This window comes from Candidatus Hydrogenedentota bacterium (assembly GCA_019695095.1).
Taxonomy (GTDB): domain Bacteria; phylum Hydrogenedentota; class Hydrogenedentia; order Hydrogenedentales; family SLHB01; genus JAIBAQ01.
Map to the genome: position 1 here is coordinate 1 of JAIBAQ010000119.1, position 18,802 is coordinate 18,802.

Below are 18,802 nucleotides of genomic sequence, written 5' to 3' on the forward strand. Positions count from 1 at the left end.
TGAATGGGCTTTGCGGACGTCGCAGCGCCAACACCATGCCTTCGCCAAGATCGTTCCGGTCGAACTGCCACGCTGACCACACATCGTCGGTTAACGAAAAAGTCAGCAGCGGATAGAAGTCGCCCAAGAAATATTTCCGCACGGCAGTGATTTCGTCCATTCGCGCCTTCAACCAATCGACTGGGAAGTGCTTGGTAATGTCGCGCTCGAATTCCACCATGATCATCACGATCCCAGGCCCGAGCGCGCTGCGAAACACATACGTGTCCGGACGGTCGCACGCACCCGTGCTCAGCGGCACCCACAGCCCCAGGCCTTGGGTTTGCCCTTGCATGGCCGTGACGCCAAAGTCTTGCCAGCACTGCACGTCGCTGCGCCACAGCGGAATGCTTCGCGAGATCGTTTCCAGGTCAATGCGGCGTCCACCGCTTGAGCAATTGTCGATGAGCAAGCCGGGATGCCGCGCGCGCAACTCGTCCCACATCGCATACATGCCCGTGATGTGACGGATTTCGCTGATGCCGACGCGGTCAGACGCGTCCGCGGCTTCCCAATACGGACGCGGGTCCATGTTGAAGTCTTGCCGGTAACACCCGACATGTCCTTCGTCGATCAATTGGGACAGGAAGTCGGTCAGCATCTGACGCGCCTCAGGATTCCCGAGATTAAACAGGAAGTTACTGCCAATGGGACCCATCATGTAACCGGGGTACTCCTTTGTCCACGGCGTACCCGCGACCACGCGCTCCACTTCGAGCCACAGCAGGAAGCCCATCCCCATATCGTTGAGTGCCTTGCCCACCGGCGCAAGACCATTGGGGAAGTAGCCGGGATTGGCATGCCAGTCTCCCGTGTACGCGCCCCAATTGCTGTTGAATACGTTAGCCCCTTCTTTCGGCGTATCCTGGCCGTACCACCCCGCATCGACCCACAGGAACTCAAGGGGCAATCCCTGGTCTTTCCACCACTTTCCGTGAGCGATGTGCTTGTCGGCGAAGTTGCCGCCCCACGTGGCATTGCAGATGGGCGCCTGCGCCGGTTTGCCGTTCACGGTCGGCGTGTGGTGTTTCAAGATAAACTGTCGCAGCAGATTGTGGCCCCGTAAGCGGTCTCCCTGCCAGAACAGCAACATCATCCGAGGCGACCGCACTTCTTCACCGGGAAGCAGCTTGAAATGCGTACGGCGCATGCCAGCGCGCATGCGAAGCTCGGTATCGGTGCGGTAGAAGTCCGCCGCCCAATCCCCTGTCCAGCCAATTGCCGCCATGACACCGTGATCCATCATGTCGGCATTGAAGAAGGGAAGCGTCCCGCATGAGGAGCGCCCCTGCTTGGACTCCAAGTGCAGCGGGTTGCCCTCGCCGATCCAGCCGCCTTGAGGATCGTCCGCATTCGGACCCAGCGACGTGGTGTGGGGCGCGAAATCGTCTAGCCTGCATTCGCTGCCGTTGGCGTAGTGAATACGCGCCTGTCCTGCCCTCTCCAGCGGCAACCCGCCGTCGAGCGCGCGAATGTCCTGAAGGATCGGCGTATCCGCCGCCCCCGTGTTTTTGAAGTAGAGCACCCATTCCACGGCGGGCGAGAGCGCGTCCTTGAACGACGTCACTTCCGCGCGAATCTCCAACCCCGAGGCGGGGTCGCGCCACATGATGACTGTCGTCTTTGATGCGTCAGATTCGGGCCCCTCGGCAAAGGCCGGCTTCCAAGCAGGCAGCACTTCTGACGAAGGCTTGCCGCCAAACGTGAACGAGAACGGCGGAGTAAACTCGCGCTTCTCTTGGCCGATGCCAAAAGCCTGATTTGCCCACGCATCGCGCGCGGCAATCTCGGCATCCACTACCGGGACGCCAAGCAGCAAGTGCGAAATAACGATCAACGAAACCATGAGAATACCCCCCAAACTGGACGCATTGAACTCCTCAGAGACTGCCCGTTCACAACGGCACTTCGCGCCGATCTATATCTGTGAAGCTGAGTCCGCCTCCGGCGGACGAAGCATCTGGCACACGACTGGCTTTTCTAATGCCCACTGGTTTGCTGTGGCGATAAGGCTCAAAACCGAATCGGCAATGTGCTTAGTTCACCGGACTCCAGATTCATAACGGCAATGCGATGATTGTTGGTGTCTGCTATGTACAACGCGCCCTTGTGAACGGCGATTCCACCCGGCTCATTCAGAGCCCCGCCGATACCTCTTCCGCAACCGGGCCGGCCCGTACCCGCAACGTTGGACACCGACATTTCCTTGGGATACAAGACTTTGACCCGGTGGTTATACGAATCCGCCACATAGAGGCGGTCTTCATACCATTGAACGCCCATCGGGTGCTGCAGTCGCGTAGCCGTGAATCGGCCAACTTCATCACCAAACTCAAATAGGCCGCGGCCTACCAATGTCTCCATATAACCGGAAGACAGAAGGTTCGCCCGACGTATAGCGCCCGTTTCGCTGTCGGCTATGTACAGGAAATCGCCACCGTGCGAAATACCGCTCGGTTGAGCCAGATGCGCCGATGGCCCCGCCCCATCGGATAGGCCTTCTATGCCTGATCCCGCAAACGGACGCAGGTTGCGCGACTCGATTGCGCCGCGCCAAACCTGATGCGATCCCGCCATCGCAATAAACAGCATGCCGTCGACGATTTCCAGATCCCACGGCGAACTCAGAAGCGTATCCATGCCGCCCGACATGGTCCGATAATCGCCCCGTTCGCCGCCCCCGGCAAACTTAAACACATACCGCTTACCCAGGTCGCATTCTCGGACGGCGTGATTCCCCGTGTCCGCGACATAGAGCCGTCCATTGGACACGGCGAGTCCTTGCGGTTTGCGGAAGGTAGCCTGTTCAAACGAGCCGTCCGCCAATCCGGTCTTACCCGATCCGATGCACTCAAGCATCTTCCCATCCAGTGAGCAGACGACAATCCGATTATGGCCCGTGTCGCTGACGAATACGCGCTCCGATGCCGGATCAATGCAGATCTTTCCTGGATAAAGCAGGGAATCCGATTGAGCGACCGGCTCTTCCAACACGTACGAGAATGGCGATTCATCCAGGTTGCCCAGTTCGCGGCACGTTTTCACAAGCGCGGCAATCCGCCGATCCAGCTCTTTGAAATGGCCTTCACCCGCAAAAGCGGCCACCACTTCACCCTCAGGATCGATCAGGCACAGGGTCGGCCAAGCGCGCACTGCCGACGTACGCCAAAGAACCAGATCTTCATCGTTGGCCACCGCGTGGCGAATGCCATATTGCTCAATAATCCGGCCAAGGCGATCCGAAGACTTTTCGTTGGGATACTTAGGAGAATGAATGCTGACAATTACGAGCGCGTCCGAGTAGCTTTCCTCCAAGCGGCCCAAATCGGTCAGGACGTGCATGCAATTGACCGAGCACGAGGTCCAGAAGTGGAGAAGGACGATCTTTCCGCGCAGCTCAGATAACCGCAGCGGCTTATCTACATTGAACCACGCAGAAGCCCCGTCCAGTTCCGGAGCCTGCCCAAACGTCTCATAGTGACCGCCACCACTCATCATAGAGCGAGGGTATCGAAACGGATGGCCGGTTTCAATGCCCGTGTACGGACACCGCATACTCGGTTCTCCCGCTCGTGAGTTCAGACAATTACGCGCAATTTGAATGACCCCGAAAGGACTTGGATTTCGGGCTTGCCGAGTCCGTATACTTACCCGTAAATCTATGCACGAGCAGGCGCCTCCACTCATGAACGAAGCGAAACCACTCAAAGCGACAATCCGCCCCGTGGGAAGCCTTGGCGAAGCAACCTTGGAAATCCGCGGCACCGTGCTTGTCTACCATCAGTCCGGTTGGGCGGGCAGCGCCACCGTGTTCATTCCCGTCGAGTGGATATCCATCAGCGAAACCATGCGGAGAGATAACCGCCGCCTGGTGCGCGCTGTCTTCTTCTTCCTCATTGTTGCGGTACTGTTCGGTGTCATGGATGCCGCGCTCCACGTACTGTCCGGCGATGTCCTGCCCTGGGTCTTGACGGCACTCGGAGCGCCAGCGGCATTCTTCGTATTCGTCGGCGCGTTTTGGCTCGCGACATGGGGGCGCCGGCGTCCCGCGATGCTGCTCTGGGTGAATTCGGAACCCGCGCCCCAACATATCGAGTTCTGGCGCGCGCGAAAACATGACGAAGACCTGGAGACCTTGATGGAGCGCCTAAAGGAACTCTCCTCGCGCATCCGCGACTACACGTCGTTCCCGTTGCAGACGAGCCACACCTGGTATCGGCTTAGGCCCCTGCGCGCGCTTGTTATCAAAGGACTTATGATTAGCGTCTTGCTCTATGCCCCCGTGGCGCTATTGAGCGAATACATAAACCAGCCCGCGCTGATGCTCTTCCTGCTCGCCCCTCCCGGCGTATACCTGGCGCGGTATCTCTTCGAGGAAGTCCGGTCCCTCTCAGAACCCAGGGCATTTCGCGCGGCCGTGCGCTCCTACAACCGGGGCGAGGCCGCCCGAGCCAGTGCGCTGCTCCGGACCGTCATTGCCGAACACCCCCGGCACATCGAAGCCCTCATGCTTTCCGCCTATGCCGACATCGAATTGAACGACTTTCCGCGCGCCTTCGAACTCTGCCGGGCGCTTGCCGCCGCCGATTCCGAACTGGCCGACGAATTCGTAAAAGAGGTTTGGGCCCTCAAACGCATGCACGACCGCATGCAAATCGACGTGTGACTCTCCACCCCCTTTCCCCGCCCCCACCGGATGGCGTTGTGTCCGCGAACGTATTGTGATATAACAATCCCGGAAAGGCGCGTTGTGGCGCCTGGTGTTCCTGGCTCTTGGTGCTGATTGTTATCAAAGTCCTGCTTGACGTGAAACCTACCTCAATGCGAATCCTTGGTCAATCCTCCACCATAGCAGTCGTGACCCCGTTGATTTCTTGGTGATGTAAATGAAAAGGATCGCATGATGAACATCTATGTAGGCAACCTCTCGTACGCAACGACGGAATCCGATCTCCGGAAGACCTTTGAAGCCTATGGCCGGGTCGATTCCGCTCGCGTTATCGTCGACAAGTTCACGAACAAGTCCAAAGGCTTCGGATTCGTCGAAATGTCGAATTCCTCCGAAGCGCAGGCTGCCATCAATGCCCTTAACGGCAAGCAGCAGGATGGACGCGCGTTGAACGTCAACGAAGCCCGCCCGAAGACCGAAGGCGGCGGCGGTGGCGGCGGCGGACGCGGCGGATACCGCGGTCGCTAGTTCTCTCCGCGAATCGAATCGCAAGTAGAAACCGCCCGGCGCGAGAATCGCCGGGCGGTTTTTCATGCCTGCGCAAATTGATGGTTAGACTTGGAACGGTGCGCCCTTGGGATCGACAAAGGTGTCGCGACCGATGCGCGGCGTGTAGTACTCGTAGCAGTCGTCGAATTTACCTTGCGCCTTGAGCAATCGCAGATAACGGACAAGTTCGTTCGGTTTGACCAGAAAGAATCGCCCGTCTTTTCCCCCGTCGGCAAACCACTTCAGCGTCTCCAGTTGCTTTGACCAGTGATACGCTCCGCTCAGCCGTGCAGTGTTGACGGCGGAAAACGCCGCATAGCCCGGACAATACGTGAGTCCCAAGTCGTGCTTGACGGCGAAGAACCCCGCCGTTGGCTTCCACGGCTTGACCTCCGCGTCTGGCCTTGCGGCGTGAAAGCCTTGTGCGCCGACATGAACGAAGTCCCCGTCAAACGCATTGCGCCGTTCGCCGATATAGTAGCGGTAGCCCAGGGCCTTGACGGCCTGGACTTTCGCTTGACGGATGTCCTCGCGCCGGGCAAGGTACTGTTGATAGCCTTCGCGATCGATATGGTCCATCCAATCGACCTTTGCTCCAGTTCGCTTGACGGTCCACGAGGTCGGATACGCATAGCCGCCGCCGTCCCACTCGGTGCCGTACGCGAAATATTCCAACTGCCCGCCCAGGTATCCCACGGGGAGATACTCGCGGCCCATACGCCGGACCCATTCCGAATGTGCCGTCTCCATTTCGACCCGAAAATCGTCCATCGTGAATTCGTGCATGACGCTGTCATTCGGAAATAGGGCGCTTACCCCCCAATAGTGCATCATGGGTTCGATATGCGGAGCCAAGTGCTTTGTGAAGAGCTTGTGATACCACTCCGGGCAATACTCAATGTGCGGCAAGTAGTAGCCGAGACCAATCTTGAGTCGCATCGCCCGGATGTGCTCAAACAGCACGGGCAGGCTCTCGCAGTAGCCAAGCTCGTTCGTTCCAAACGTGTAGCACACCGCAATCTTGTTCTGGTCCGCATTGCGTTGCAGCTCGTCCTCCGAGAGTTCGCACTCCCATGGCGCGATTTCCGGTTTGGAAAACGAGAATCGCATGGCCCGCTTGATACTCGGGATGCGCGCCGTGGCTGGCACATCAAGGCGCCCCACCCCCTGCAGGACGCAATACGGCCACAGAAAATGGTCCCACTCGTCGCCTGCGCTCACCATGTGCCGGTTTCCGATCTGCTTCGCGAGCGCCGCAGCCTTCGGCATGTACTCAATCCAATACGGATCGTATACGGCAAAGCACCGGCTGCGAATGAGCCACCCCGCGTAATGCGCATCGAACGAATGAGCCTGATGTATACCGTAGGCGATTCCTCTGGCTTCTCGTTCCCATCGGCGGAATACGCGGTACGTGAGGTCCCACGCCCGGTCGCTTTCCGCGGTTTCGTCAATCACGGTCAGATGCGTCCCCGGAAGCGGAGTGGACGATTTTGTATGCAGCAGATCGACTTGGGACAGCCGAAATCGAGAGACCGCCTCCGGCAGTGGCGTCCGGTCGGTGAACGCCAGCTTGCGCGAAAAATAAACATCGGGCCAGAGATAGAAATTGAAGCGCCCGTAAAATCCCGGCGACTTTCCCGCCGGATCGTTCCAGATCTCCCGCTGGCGGGACGGATAGGTCGCGCTTCCATACCAAACCGGGAACTCCTTCTCGCGAACCTCATCCCAGTTAAAGAACTCCCCCATGACGCCGTAGGCGGTCTGGGCGTACGGAATGGTTTCCTTGTTCATCGACAAAGGCTGGTCGTAAGCGTGTTCGTGTGGCAGGTAGACGGCTTCGGTTGATTCAATGCCCCAACGCCGCATGAGGCCCTCATAGAGGTCCGCGTAGCTCTCGAAGTGCAACGCCTCCGACAGCGTCGCGATCGGTTCAAGCATCGATTTGGCATGGCTGCCCAGAGTGCACCACAGCACATCGAAATAGGAGTTTACGAGAAGTAGTTGTTCCATGACGCGGCAGCCAAAGTACGGCCACTTGTTCCAGCGCGGATCGTCGAATTCCGCCCAATACGTGTCGAAGACGTACCCCGCGGCTTCAGACATCCACGCGAATGTCGGCACAACCGCGCCGCCATCTCCATACATGTGCGACGAATCGATCAAAAGCATGGCGAGCTTTGTGCCCTTCGGGTAGTACTCGGAGAAATACTTCCAGGGGGCGCGGCCTGTCTCGTACAATCCTGTTTGGTCCGCAGGCTTCGATGCGGCGGAGGGACTCAACGCGGCTTCGGTCTCTGCCGAGGCGCTGCCTATACCCATCTCCAAGACACCCGATATAACGGAGCCCGCCGCGCATCGTTCCAGGAATTGCCTGCGTCCCATATCCGGTTGCATGACTGTGTCCCCCCCCTCGGTAAGCGCCAGCGTCCGCAAATGCCGTTGACCGCGAACGCGCAGATCCGGCGGCACCCGGAACCTAACACAAAGCGCGTTTCAACAGCGATAGGGTCGGTCTAGAGATCCGAGGGAACAAGTGGCGGTGGCGTATCCGGAGACGGGACGGGCGTGGTCACCGGCGGCAGGCCTCCCTGCAACTGTTCTTCAATCGCGCGCCGCTCCAGTTGTTCTTCCATCACCTGCCGCTCCTGGTCCTGGATCGGATTCTCAGGCGGGTAGGTACCATCGAGAAACACTTCATTGAACTTGTCGCCGTAGAAACCCGGCACGCCGTTCCGCTGCGTCATTCGATCCACTTCGATAAACTTGAGCCCCTGATCTTCGGGTACTGGGAATTTCTCGATCGGAATGTCCTCGTGCGCCTTAATCATGAATTCCGTCCAAATCGGGCACGCAAGACGCCCGCCCGTGAAATCGGCGCCTTTGCCAAGCGAGAGATTGTCCCGATACCCGACCCACACTACGCAGGTCAGTTGCGGCGTGAATCCGCAGAACCAGACGTCGCGGCTTTCGTTGGTGGTGCCGGTCTTGCCTGCGTGGGGCCGCTTGAGCGCGCTGGACCGTGCACCGGTGCCCCATGGCGCCTCGCAGACAGATTGAAGCATCGACGTGATCACATACGCGACATCGGGCCGGAAACGCTCTTCGCGCTTGATGGACGGTTTCCACAGCGTCAGTCCGTCGCGATCGCGAATCTCACTGATGAACAGCGGCGGAGACCACACGCCGCCTTTGGCAATAGTCGAATACGCGGTCGCCTGATCGAGCACCGTCACCATGTGCGTGCCGAGACCAAGCGTGAGCCCAACCGCGTCATCGATCGGAATGGTAAAGCCTGCGCGCTCGATATACGTGCGGACCGTCGGCATCTCCGTTTCTTCGACAAGGCGAATGGACACGATATTGATCGATTTCTCAAGCGCGTACCGCAGTGTCACGGGCCCCGCGTAATCACCCGAAAAGTTCTTCGGATTCCACTTGTTTCCCGCGCCGTCAAACCGCTCGAACGGGCTGTCCATGCGGATAGTCGCCGGAGTGATGTTGTCTTGACGTCCTGCGTCGATTGCGGCCAGCCACACGAACGGCTTCACACTGGACCCAGGCTGACGTTGCGCTTGCGTGGCCGTGTTGAACTTCTCTTTGTTGAAGTCGCGCCCACCCACCAGCGCGCGCACATAACCGGAATACTGAGGCCGGTTGTCCAGGCAGACGAGTGCGCCGGATACGGGCACAAATTCGGATTCGCGCCCCTGCTTCTTCAAAGACGCAAGGCGATGCGCGTCGAATTCGTCGAGGCCCTTGAACAACGCCTCTTCGGCGGCGCGTTGCAGGTTCATGTCCAATGTCGTAATGATCTCGAGCCCTTGCTCAAGCAGATCCTTCTTGACGACCCGCCCTTCGTTGTAGGCCCGTTGACGCGCTTCTTCGACAAAGTACGCGGCCTTGAACTGATTGGGACGCCAGATCTCGGTGGATGTGTCACCTGACGCGGCAGCGTTCCGCTTTTCCTCAGAGATGGTATAGTCCGTGACCTTGGTGGCAATGGCCTCGTCATACTCGGCCTGCGAAATGAACTTGTTCTCCAACATCTGCCCCAGAACAACGTTGCGCCGATCCGTGGCTCGGTCGGGGTACCGGTCCGGCCGGTTGTTGTTCGGGGTCAATACGATTCCCGCCAACGTCGCACTCTCGGCGATATTCAGATCGCGACAACTCTTTCCAAAGTAGAACTGTGCGGCCGCCTCCACGCCGTACACGCTCGCGCCCAGGAACAACTGATTCAAGTACAGCTCGAGGATTTCGTCCTTCGTGAATTCGCGCTCCACCTGCAACGCGACGACCGCTTCGCGCAGCTTTCGGGTCATGGTGCGCTCCATACCCACGGAGGTGTATTCCTCAACATTGCGTACGATCTGCTGCGTTATCGTACTGCCCCCGCGAATCTTGCCCGTCCTCAAGATGAACAGAAATGCATTGGCGATTGCGTCGGGCCGCACGCCTTTGTGCTCGTAGAAAATGTCGTCCTCGGTCGCGATGATGGCTTTCTGCAGATGAAGCGGAATCTCATTCAGGTTGACCAGCTGCCGGAACTCGATGTTGTATTCGCCCAGCATCTCGTCGTCAGAAGAGTAGATGCGGCTGCCCACGTTGGGCCGGTAGCGGTCGAGGGCGGTAATCCTCGTTTCCGCATCTTCCAGCATGAGCACAAATGCGCCCAGGCATGCCCCCCACAAGGCGGCAACCACCATCATGATGCAGAAAAATATCAGGCCGCAGCCTGGACGTATCCGCCGGCGCGGCTTCGATTCGCGTGATTCTTCACTCATAGTTCGGATCGTATCATCTGGTTATCGGAGGGTACAAAAGAGTGTATCCCGCGGGGGTCATTTGAGTTCCCTTTGCCTGGTCTCGTTTTGGGCGCGCGGGTACCTCAGCCAGAACCAGCAGAGGATGGCCTGAATCGTCGTTGCTCCCGCCATATCAGCGACCATGTCCGCAAAATCGAATGAACGATCGGGGACATAGAGTTGGTGAATCTCGTCCGTGAAACCATAGAAGAACGCGAACAAAATCGGCGCAAAGACCTGTGTCCACGGCGTTGCCGGTTTACGCGAACGCCGGATACCCACGGAGACGATTGCCGCCAAACCGCCGTAAAGCGTCATATGAATCAGCTTGTCGGCTCCATTGAACGGAAGCTCCACCGTCCCCAGATCCGGGCTTGACGAGAGTGCGAATATCATCGTGCAGTACGAGGCAGTCAGTATGTAATAAAGCAGAGGCATGCGGTTACCGGTAGGCCAAGAACGTATGCGCAACGGAGAGCAGGCCTACTTCGCTCTACCTGTTTGGATTCCGGCCATCGGTCCCATGAGGACGGAATCGGCGAAGTATGCCGTGTGCGAATCCTGTGTGCAACCACGTTATCCCGGATTTCTCACGAACATACGTGAACCTCTCTCGTAACCAGTGTGTTTGCGAGACTTGCGGCGAAAAACAAAGCGGTTCTCCGTGAACATAGTGTGTTCGCGAGAAATCCTCATGGCATAACCTCAACGTTTTGCACGTGAGCAATTTGCGTCGGCGCTCAATCGCGCCAGTGCAAATTGCGGACTATGCAAGGGACCTAAGGAAATACGCGGCCAACACGATACCTCCCAACACAATCCGGTAGTAGCCGAAGACCCGAAAATCGTGGCGGCGTATATAGTTCATCAGAAAAGCGACCGCGCCGTATGCCGTGATAAACGACGCGACGCATCCTATTCCGAGTAGCACCCACTCCTGAGGCGTGAAGGACAAACCGCGCTTGAGCACTGTCAGTGTAGTGGCTCCCATCATGGTCGGTATCGCCAGGAAGAACGAAAACTCCGCTGCCACCGGGCGGCTGGCTCCGAGCAACATCGCGCCGATGATCGTTGCCGCGGACCGCGAGACGCCGGGAAACATGGCCAGGCATTGGAAACACCCCACCAGAAAACCGCTCCGGAAGCTGATGGCCTCGATGTCAGGGATTCTGACGGACAGCGATTTGCCTTCAATCACAAGGAGTGCCACACCGCCGGCAACCAACGCCAATGCCACCGGCACCTCCCACGAAAGGTACTTTTCAATGATGTCGTTAAACAGAACGCCCAGCACCACCGCCGGCAAAACGGAAAATGCAATCTTGATCCAGAGCAGTACCGTCCGGTCCCGATGGCTTGAGTCTCCTCGAAACGGCCACAACGTACTCCAAAAATACAGGACCACCGCCAGCACCGCCGGCAACTGGATTATCACCATGAATGAAAACGGAAAATGCGATGCCGGATCGTCGCACAGCCGCAGGTAACGCTCCACCAGGATAAGATGCCCCGTACTGCTGATGGGCAAGAATTCCGTCAAACCTTCGACAATCCCGAGCAAGACAGCATTCAGATAAACCACGAACCACTCCTCAATCCGCAAACGCCTCGTCGGCGCAGATAGTATCTATCAAAAGAAAGGCAATTCAGGATTGCCCTCATACACATACGCTTCCAGATCCTTCGGCTCCCACCGGTACTTCTTCAGATCGCAACAATCGTCCTCATTAAAGACGACCCCCTCGTCTTCGAGCAGCCGCCGCTGCAGTAGCGGCCGTTCGACATCGCCCCGCGCGCTGATGCCTCCCTGATGATTAATGACGCGCTGCCAGGGCACATCCTTCTCGCCGCTCGCGCGCATTGCGTATCCGACGGCCCGGGCAGCCCGAGGAACGCCGAGAATTGTCGCAATCTGCCCATAGGTCATCACGCGCCCTTTCGGGATATCGCGCACAAGCCGGTACACCGCTTCGTAGAACCCTATCGATGTATCCTTCGGCCTCATGGTTCCCTCTGCGCTTCCTACTCGCGCCAACGCAGGACTCCGCGTGTCGAGCTGCCTCAAAGACGCCGTGCGAACATGCATTCCGGGATCGTACACGCGACGGAGCCACAAGTCGAATCGCGCCACCGGCGCCGGCTTGGCACATGCGAGAACCCGTAACCGGGCCAGCCACAGTCCGAATTCCCAGGCTCCCCTCGACCTCGGAGAACCGCCTCAACTTTCGCCGCAAGTCGTGCGAACGTGCTGGTTACGAGATGCGTCCAAGTGTGTTCGCGAGAAATTCGGATTAGTTGTCATTACAAGGTGAAATCGGGTAAGGTATACCAGCGGGGGCGCTGCCGGGCCGTAATGCGACCAGCTCGGGTCAAAAATGCAATTACATTTGCGGCGCCCTCTGGGAGCCCGTACCAAGGTGGAGTTCTTACCCTTGTCGGTCAAGGGGAGGAACTTCAAATGTAGCAACGGTTTGGAACAGAATCGGATGATCGTGAGGGGAAATGAAGAGGGGATCTCGCCTTCCATCGCGGCGCAGGAGGAGGGCGTAGTGAGACCGCAGCGTACCAGGTTTTGGGGGGGACACGCCCTGGTGGGTCACGTCGTTCGTCTCGCCTGCGTGGTGAACATGCTCGCCGGATGTCTCCTCTCCGCTGCCGCCGAAGAACCCGTCGAACTTCACGTCTGGGGCCTGAGCATGGGGGAAACCCGTGCAGGTTGGTACGCCCTCGTGGAGGCTTTTGAAAAAGAGTATCCAAACATCAAGGTCGTCTTCGGTCCCGCCGACCGAGGGGAGGATCTCCAAAAACTCCTTTGCGGTGTGGTAGGCAGTGTACCGCCCGATGTGTTTCGCCGCGAAGCAAATCTCTTCGGCGATATCGCGGCACGCGGCATCCTTATGCCATTGGACAAGTTCATCGAGCAGGACAAGTCCCTTCCAGATGGCCTGCACGAGGAAAACTACCCGACGGGACTGTGGCAGGCCTGCAAATGGAACGGGCGAGTTTATGCCATTGCGGAAGGGTCTGGACTCCTATGCCTTTCCTACAATAAGGCGGTGTTTCGGGAGGCAGGACTCGACCCCGAGAAACCGCCCCGGACGTGGGATGAATGGCGCGACATGACCGAGAAGTTGACCGTGCGGGATGCGCGCGGGCGAGTCACACGTCTCGGTAATATGATGACACGCACCCTGTATAGCGTGGACGACCTCTCGTTCTATGTCCGACAGCTTGGTGGCGATGTCTTGTCCAAAGATGGCCGCGAATCGCTGTTGGACAGCCCGGAGGCGTTACGTGCGATCAAGTTTGTCGCAAGTATGTACGAGGCCGCGGGAGGCCGCCGCGCGTTCGACGATTTTTCACAGACGAATGAGGCCACGGGCATCTTTCCGCAAGGAGACGGCAGAATTGCGATGTCCGTGGAAGATGACTCCATCATATATCGCGCCATGCTGAGAAAACCGGATATGGAATTGGGGATTGCGCCGGTTCCCACTCCGGACGGACGCCCTCCAATTTCATTGTCGGACCGGCACGCCCTCTATCTCATCCCCCATAACGCACGCCATCCCAAAGAGGCTTGGCAGTTCATCCGGTTTGCCTTATCTCCGAAGGGCCAGATTCCATACTTCGATGCGTGCGCGGAACAAACGCGTGCGCGCGGCAACACGCTGGTTTATCCGGGATTCAGGGCCGACCGCAAAGTGCGCGAGGCAGTCATTGGCAAGTACCCGCTCACAAATCCCGTATTCGCCGCGGCATACGCCAATTGCGAGAAACTCGTTCCGTACCTTGTGCCCCCCACGGCAAACCCGGTGAATGCTATTCTGCGCGATGAGATGATCCGCGCCGTTGACCGCGTCCTATACGGTGAGATGACGGCCGAGCAGGCGCTGCATGATGCCGACCGCCGTGTGCAGGGCCAGTTGGACATCTATAACAAGCGCGACAGCTACCCCCTCCTGAATTGGGCATGGGTATGGGTGGGCGCCGCCGCCCTCATCGTGGGCACAGTCTCTTGGCTGGCATGGAGTACACGCAACTACCGGGCCCGAAGCTCCATGCAAAAGCACGACAATCGAATGGGCATCGTGTTTATCGGTCCGTGGGCGCTTGGGTTTATCGTCTTCACCGCAGGCCCCATGATCTTCTCCTTGGCCATGAGCTTCTGCTCCTACGACGTTATTCATCCGGCTCGCTTTGTTGGATTGGACAACTATTCGTTTCTGCTGGCCAACGATCCGCTGTTCTGGAAATCGCTCTGGAATACCGTGTTCATGGTGGTGGCGCTTCCCCTTGGCATGTCGGTGTCCCTCATTCTGGCGATGCTGCTCAACACCAAGGTCAAAGGAATGGCCTTCTACCGCACCATTTTCTACCTGCCCGCCATCACACCCGCCGTGGCGACCGCTGTACTCTGGTACGCTCTGCTGAATCCAGAGGGTTTGATCAACCTCGGGTTGCGCGAGTTGGGACTACATCCGCCTTCTTGGCTCGGCGACAAGTCATGGTCGAAACCGGCCATCGTCTTCATGGGCCTGTGGGGCGCGGGCGGCGGCATGATCATGTGGCTGGCGGGCCTCCAGGGCATCCCCGCGCATTTGTATGAAGCGGCTTCGATCGACGGTGCGGGCCGGATACGCCAGTTCTTCTCCGTGACATTACCCATGCTGACCCCGTACATCTTCTTCTCGTTTGTCACCGGGATCATCGGCGTGTTCCAGATCTTTGCGCAGGCATTGATTTTGACGCGCGGCGGTCCCGCCGATTCAACCTTGTTCTATGTCTATTATCTGTTCAACAACGCGTTCCGGTACTTCAAGATGGGGTACGCCTCCGCGCAGGCGTGGGTCTTGTTCCTGCTTGTGCTGCTGCTGACGCTTGTTCAATGGCGCATGTCGAAGAGGTGGGTGCACTATGAATAGGCGTCTGCGCAATGGGCTCATCGAGTTGGTCCGCCAGTGCTTCATGCACGTGATCCTGGCCGCCATCGGCATCCTGTTCTCGATTCCGTTCTTGTGGCTGATCGTCACCAGCTTCAAACAACGATCTGAAATCTTCCGCATACCGATGACTTGGATACCCGAGGTCTTCAAGCAGCATCCGCTCGAATGGTCAAAGGTATTTCAGAACTTCACCAACGCGCAGCAATTCATCCCCATGTGGAGTTGGCTCGGCAATACGCTCTACGTGACGGTACTCAACGTTGCGCTCAACGTCGTGTCGAGCGCGTTTATCGCCTACGGCTTCTCGCGCATCCGCTGGCGCGGCCGCGAGACGGTCTTCCTCCTTGTGCTCGCGACGCTTATGTTGCCCGCGCAAGTCACCATGATCCCGCAATTCCTCATCTTCAACCAGCTTGACTGGTACAACACGCTCAACCCGCTGTGGGTCCCCGCAATGTTCGGCGCGGCCTTTCACATCTTCCTGCTACGCCAATTCATGCTAACTCTGCCCATCGACCTTGACGAAGCCGCGAAAATCGACGGCTGCGGCCATTTCCGCATCTTCACGACCATGACGATGCCGCTCATCAAGCCCGCGCTCGCGGTCGTCGCCGTGCAGACTTTCCAGGGCGCATGGAACAACTTCCTCGGCGCGTACATCTACATCAACACCAAAGACAAGATGACCATCGCCCTCGGGCTACAATGGTTCCGCACCGAACAAGGTTCCATGTACGGCGAAATGATGGCCACCTCACTCGTCATGACATTGCCCATGATCCTGATTTTCTTCCTCTGCCAACGCTACATGATCCAAGGCATCACCCTCTCCGGCATCAAAGCGTAATACTATCTTCTGTAGCGCCCGGCTTCCACGCCGGGCGTTTTCTCCCTGTTGTCATTCTGAGCGCAGCGAAGAATCTGGCTTAGACCTTCTGCGCGAAGCGCGTCTTCATACTTCGTGTCACGTGTACTTGTGGCGCAGCCGCCCTCGGCTGCGACTTTTCTCCTGCCATTTCAACCATACCCCTACTACCTGTATCATTCCATCCACACAACACGCTGGGGGAACTCCCGTGACTTCCGACAACACTCTTGATAACGCTCCCTACAAGAACCCGACCCTTCCTATCGAGGATCGCCTCGCGGATCTCATGTCCCGCATGACGCTCGAAGAGAAGCTCGCTCAACTCACAGGCGTTTGGGGCTACGACCTGATCGAGGATCGGAAGTTCTCCGAAAAGAAGGCCATCACGCACATCAGCAACGGCGTCGGACACATCTCCATGCTCGCGGGCGCCACCGATCTGACTATCAAGGAATACGCTGAGACCGTCATCGCACTACAGCGCTACTTGGTCGAACACACACGCCTCGGCATTCCCGCCGTCATCCATGAAGAATGCTGCGCGGGCTTCATGGCGCGCGGCGCCGCGTGCTTTCCCCAAATCATCGGATTGGCATGCACCTGGATGCCCGAACTAGCCAGGAGTATGGCGGTTTCATCGCGTGCTCTCATGTGGATGGCGGGCGTGCAACAGGCGCTTGCCCCCGTCTTGGATGTGGTTCGTGACCCGCGCTGGGGGCGTGTAGAAGAGACCTTTGGAGAAGACCCTTACCTGACCGCATGCATGGGAATGGCCTATATCGAGGGGATTCAGGGTTGCGATAGTGAAGGCCCCGAACCCACTCTCATGGCAACCGGCAAGCACTTCGTTGGCTACGGAGTTCCTGAAGGCGGGATGAACTGGGCGCCCTCGCACATTCCCGAGCGCGAACTACGCGAAGTGTTCCTCTACCCATTCGAGGCGGCCGTGAAGAACGCCGGTCTCAAGTCGATTATGCCTGCTTACCATGAACTCGACGGCGAACCCTGCCACAGCGCGCGTTGGTTGCTGAACGATATCCTCCGTAAGGAATGGGGATTCGAAGGAACCATCGTCTCCGATTACTTCGGTGTCGAGATGCTCACCGAATACCACCGCATCGGCAAAGACAAGACCGATGCCGCACGGTTTGCGCTGGACGCGGGCGTCGATGTCGAATTACCCGCAGCGGCCTGCTACGGCCCAGATCTCTTGCGCGCGGTGCGAGACAACCGAATTGATGAAAGACTCATTGACGTCTCACTCTCGCGCGTTCTCCGTGCGAAATTTGAATATGGCCTTTTCGACAGACGATTTGACCTTGTAAGCGAGGCCGAGCGTTTTGCTCAGGGAGAAGCGCACAAGGAGATAGCGATCGATCTAGCTTCGCTCTCCATGGTCCTCCTCCAGAATCGCGATGGCGCTTTGCCTCTTTCCGCGGATACGAAAAAGATTGCCGTCATCGGCCCCAACGCCGACAACCTGCGAGCTCACCTCGGCGACTACCACTACTTGCCCCACGTGGAAATCACGCTGGGAATGATGGAAGGCGTTAATCCCGGCGATTTACTGCCCGACGGCGAGACCGTGCTCGAGGCAATTCGCAAACGCGCGGGAGACGATACGCAGATAACCTACGCGCAAGGCTGCAACGTGAACGACGATTCAACCGACGGCTTCGACGAAGCGGTTCGCATTGCCAAAGAATCGGACGTCGCCATTCTCGTGATGGGTGGCAAATCAGGTCTCACGATGGACTGTACCTGCGGCGAGATGCGCGACCGCGACGACATCACCTTGCCCGGAGTGCAAGAACAACTCGTGCTTGCCATCTGCGATACCGGCACACCGGTTGTGTTGGTGCTGCTGAATGGCCGTCCCTACGCGCTCACTTCTATCGCGGAACGCGTGAAGGCGATCCTGGAAACGTGGCTGCCCGGTGAACAGGGCGGTCCCGCCATCGCAGCAACGCTCTTTGGCGACAACAATCCCAGCGGCAAGCTCACAATGAGTTTCCCGCGCTCCGTTGGCCAGATTCCCGTTTACTACAACCACAAACCCTCGGGCGCGCGTTCGCAGATGTACGGCGAATACGTGAACCAGCCCACGGAACCGCTGTTCCCCTTCGGACACGGCCTCAGCTACACCAAATTCGAATACGGCAAGCCAACACTCTCCGCAAGTGAGATTGCCCCAACCGGCGAACTCAACATCGAGATAGCGATCAAGAACACCGGCGACTGTACCGGCTCCGAAACCGTCCAACTCTACATCAACGACATCGTCGCCAGCGTGACGCGCCCCGTGAAAGAGTTGAAGGGGTTCGCACGTGTGGACCTCGGACCCGCCAAAGAAAAGAAGGTCACGTTCACACTCTACGCTGCCCAACTCGCCTTCTACGACCGCGCCATGCGCTACGTCGTCGAACCCGGCGAATTCGAAATCATGATCGGCAGTTCCTCCGAAGACATCCGCCGAAAAGCTAAATTCAAAGTGACCGGCGACACAACCGAAATCTCAAAAGACCGCATCGTATTTGGCCGGGCGACAATATCCGAGTAGAGTCCCCGCGCACCGCCATTTTCGGTGCGCCTCGTTCGATGTGACTGGCGCAGTGGGCAACCACGTCTATCATGTCCATCTCGTCCACACCGTCAAAAGCTCCCGCGTTCCTGTTATCGCTTGTCCCCAATTACCCTCCTCGCGTGACTGATTGATAGCAGGCATGGTGTCTTGCCTGCATTACGTAGGAGGGCAACGGCATGGACACGCTCCGACTCGCGATACGCAAGCTAACTGCGTTGGGAATCGATAGCCGGTTTCGCTGGGCGCTGCTGTTCGGAACGTTTGCCGCACTTGTCGTTGTGGCCCTGCGGGCCAAGTTTCCCTACCTCGGTGACCCGCTGGCCTTCTACTGGGCAGCTC

Annotated in this window: 12 protein-coding genes; 5 read left to right on the forward strand and 7 right to left on the reverse strand. The window is 58.1% G+C overall.

Annotated elements, in window-relative coordinates; genetic code table 11:
- Both K1Y02_17590 and K1Y02_17595 read right to left on the reverse strand, forming a co-directional pair.
- On the reverse strand, window positions 1-1,885 hold a 1,885-nt coding region (locus K1Y02_17590; protein ID MBX7258179.1), incomplete at its 3' end, for an alpha-galactosidase.
- Window positions 1,886-2,052: 167 nt separating this feature from the next.
- Complete coding sequence (locus K1Y02_17595) at window positions 2,053-3,594, reverse strand: alkyl hydroperoxide reductase (protein MBX7258180.1); 1,542 nt, start codon at window positions 3,592-3,594, stop codon at window positions 2,053-2,055.
- A 130-nt stretch (window positions 3,595-3,724) separates the two neighbouring features.
- Between K1Y02_17595 and K1Y02_17600 the strand changes: the two genes are divergently transcribed.
- A complete protein-coding gene (locus tag K1Y02_17600; protein MBX7258181.1) occupies window positions 3,725-4,705 on the forward strand; it encodes a hypothetical protein in 981 nt (326 codons plus the stop codon).
- A gap of 237 nt (window positions 4,706-4,942) precedes the next feature.
- Window positions 4,943-5,236, forward strand: a complete 294-nt coding sequence (locus tag K1Y02_17605) for an RNA-binding protein (protein ID MBX7258182.1) — start codon at window positions 4,943-4,945, stop codon at window positions 5,234-5,236.
- A gap of 84 nt (window positions 5,237-5,320) precedes the next feature.
- Here the strand turns inward: K1Y02_17605 and K1Y02_17610 are convergent, their stop codons facing one another.
- The 5 genes from K1Y02_17610 to K1Y02_17630 all read right to left on the reverse strand — a co-directional run bounded on the left by K1Y02_17610 (window position 5,321) and on the right by K1Y02_17630 (window position 12,070).
- On the reverse strand, window positions 5,321-7,654 hold the full coding sequence (locus K1Y02_17610) for a hypothetical protein (protein ID MBX7258183.1): 2,334 nt from the start codon (window positions 7,652-7,654) through the stop codon (window positions 5,321-5,323).
- Between the two features lie 119 nt (window positions 7,655-7,773).
- Window positions 7,774-10,044, reverse strand: coding sequence for a PBP1A family penicillin-binding protein (locus K1Y02_17615; protein MBX7258184.1), 2,271 nt, complete (start codon window positions 10,042-10,044; stop codon window positions 7,774-7,776).
- Window positions 10,045-10,101: 57 nt separating this feature from the next.
- Complete coding sequence (locus tag K1Y02_17620; protein ID MBX7258185.1) at window positions 10,102-10,503, reverse strand: VanZ family protein; 402 nt, start codon at window positions 10,501-10,503, stop codon at window positions 10,102-10,104.
- A 328-nt stretch (window positions 10,504-10,831) separates the two neighbouring features.
- Window positions 10,832-11,647, reverse strand: coding sequence for an undecaprenyl-diphosphate phosphatase (locus K1Y02_17625; protein ID MBX7258186.1), 816 nt, complete (start codon window positions 11,645-11,647; stop codon window positions 10,832-10,834).
- Between the two features lie 48 nt (window positions 11,648-11,695).
- Entirely contained in the window at window positions 11,696-12,070 is a 375-nt protein-coding gene (locus tag K1Y02_17630) for an MGMT family protein (GenBank protein ID MBX7258187.1), read from the reverse strand.
- 544 nt (window positions 12,071-12,614) lie between these two features.
- On the opposite strand from K1Y02_17630, the gene K1Y02_17635 reads away from it, so the two are divergent.
- The 3 genes from K1Y02_17635 (at window position 12,615) to K1Y02_17645 (ending at window position 18,439) form a co-directional block, all read left to right on the forward strand.
- Complete coding sequence (locus K1Y02_17635) at window positions 12,615-14,990, forward strand: extracellular solute-binding protein (protein MBX7258188.1); 2,376 nt, start codon at window positions 12,615-12,617, stop codon at window positions 14,988-14,990.
- Window positions 14,983-15,858 (forward strand): carbohydrate ABC transporter permease, encoded by an 876-nt coding sequence (locus K1Y02_17640; GenBank protein MBX7258189.1) that lies wholly within the window; start codon window positions 14,983-14,985, stop codon window positions 15,856-15,858. Before K1Y02_17635 ends, K1Y02_17640 begins: the two co-directional genes overlap by 8 nt.
- 307 nt (window positions 15,859-16,165) lie before the next feature.
- A complete protein-coding gene (locus K1Y02_17645; GenBank protein ID MBX7258190.1) occupies window positions 16,166-18,439 on the forward strand; it encodes a glycoside hydrolase family 3 C-terminal domain-containing protein in 2,274 nt (757 codons plus the stop codon).
- Window positions 18,440-18,802 lie beyond the last annotated feature (363 nt).

Excerpts from the sequence above, each read along its gene's own strand:
- K1Y02_17615 (MBX7258184.1), bottom strand. The coding sequence starts at position 10,044 with ATGAGTGAAGAATCACGCGAATCGAAGCCGCGCCGGCGGATACGTCCA.
- K1Y02_17630 (MBX7258187.1), bottom strand. The coding sequence starts at position 12,070 with ATGAGGCCGAAGGATACATCGATAGGGTTCTACGAAGCGGTGTACCGG.
- K1Y02_17640 (MBX7258189.1), top strand. The coding sequence starts at position 14,983 with ATGAATAGGCGTCTGCGCAATGGGCTCATCGAGTTGGTCCGCCAGTGC.
- K1Y02_17595 (MBX7258180.1), bottom strand. The coding sequence starts at position 3,594 with ATGCGGTGTCCGTACACGGGCATTGAAACCGGCCATCCGTTTCGATAC.
- K1Y02_17620 (MBX7258185.1), bottom strand. The coding sequence starts at position 10,503 with ATGCCTCTGCTTTATTACATACTGACTGCCTCGTACTGCACGATGATA.
- K1Y02_17645 (MBX7258190.1), top strand. The coding sequence starts at position 16,166 with ATGTCCCGCATGACGCTCGAAGAGAAGCTCGCTCAACTCACAGGCGTT.
- K1Y02_17605 (MBX7258182.1), top strand. The coding sequence starts at position 4,943 with ATGAACATCTATGTAGGCAACCTCTCGTACGCAACGACGGAATCCGAT.
- K1Y02_17600 (MBX7258181.1), top strand. The coding sequence starts at position 3,725 with ATGAACGAAGCGAAACCACTCAAAGCGACAATCCGCCCCGTGGGAAGC.
- K1Y02_17610 (MBX7258183.1), bottom strand. The coding sequence starts at position 7,654 with ATGCAACCGGATATGGGACGCAGGCAATTCCTGGAACGATGCGCGGCG.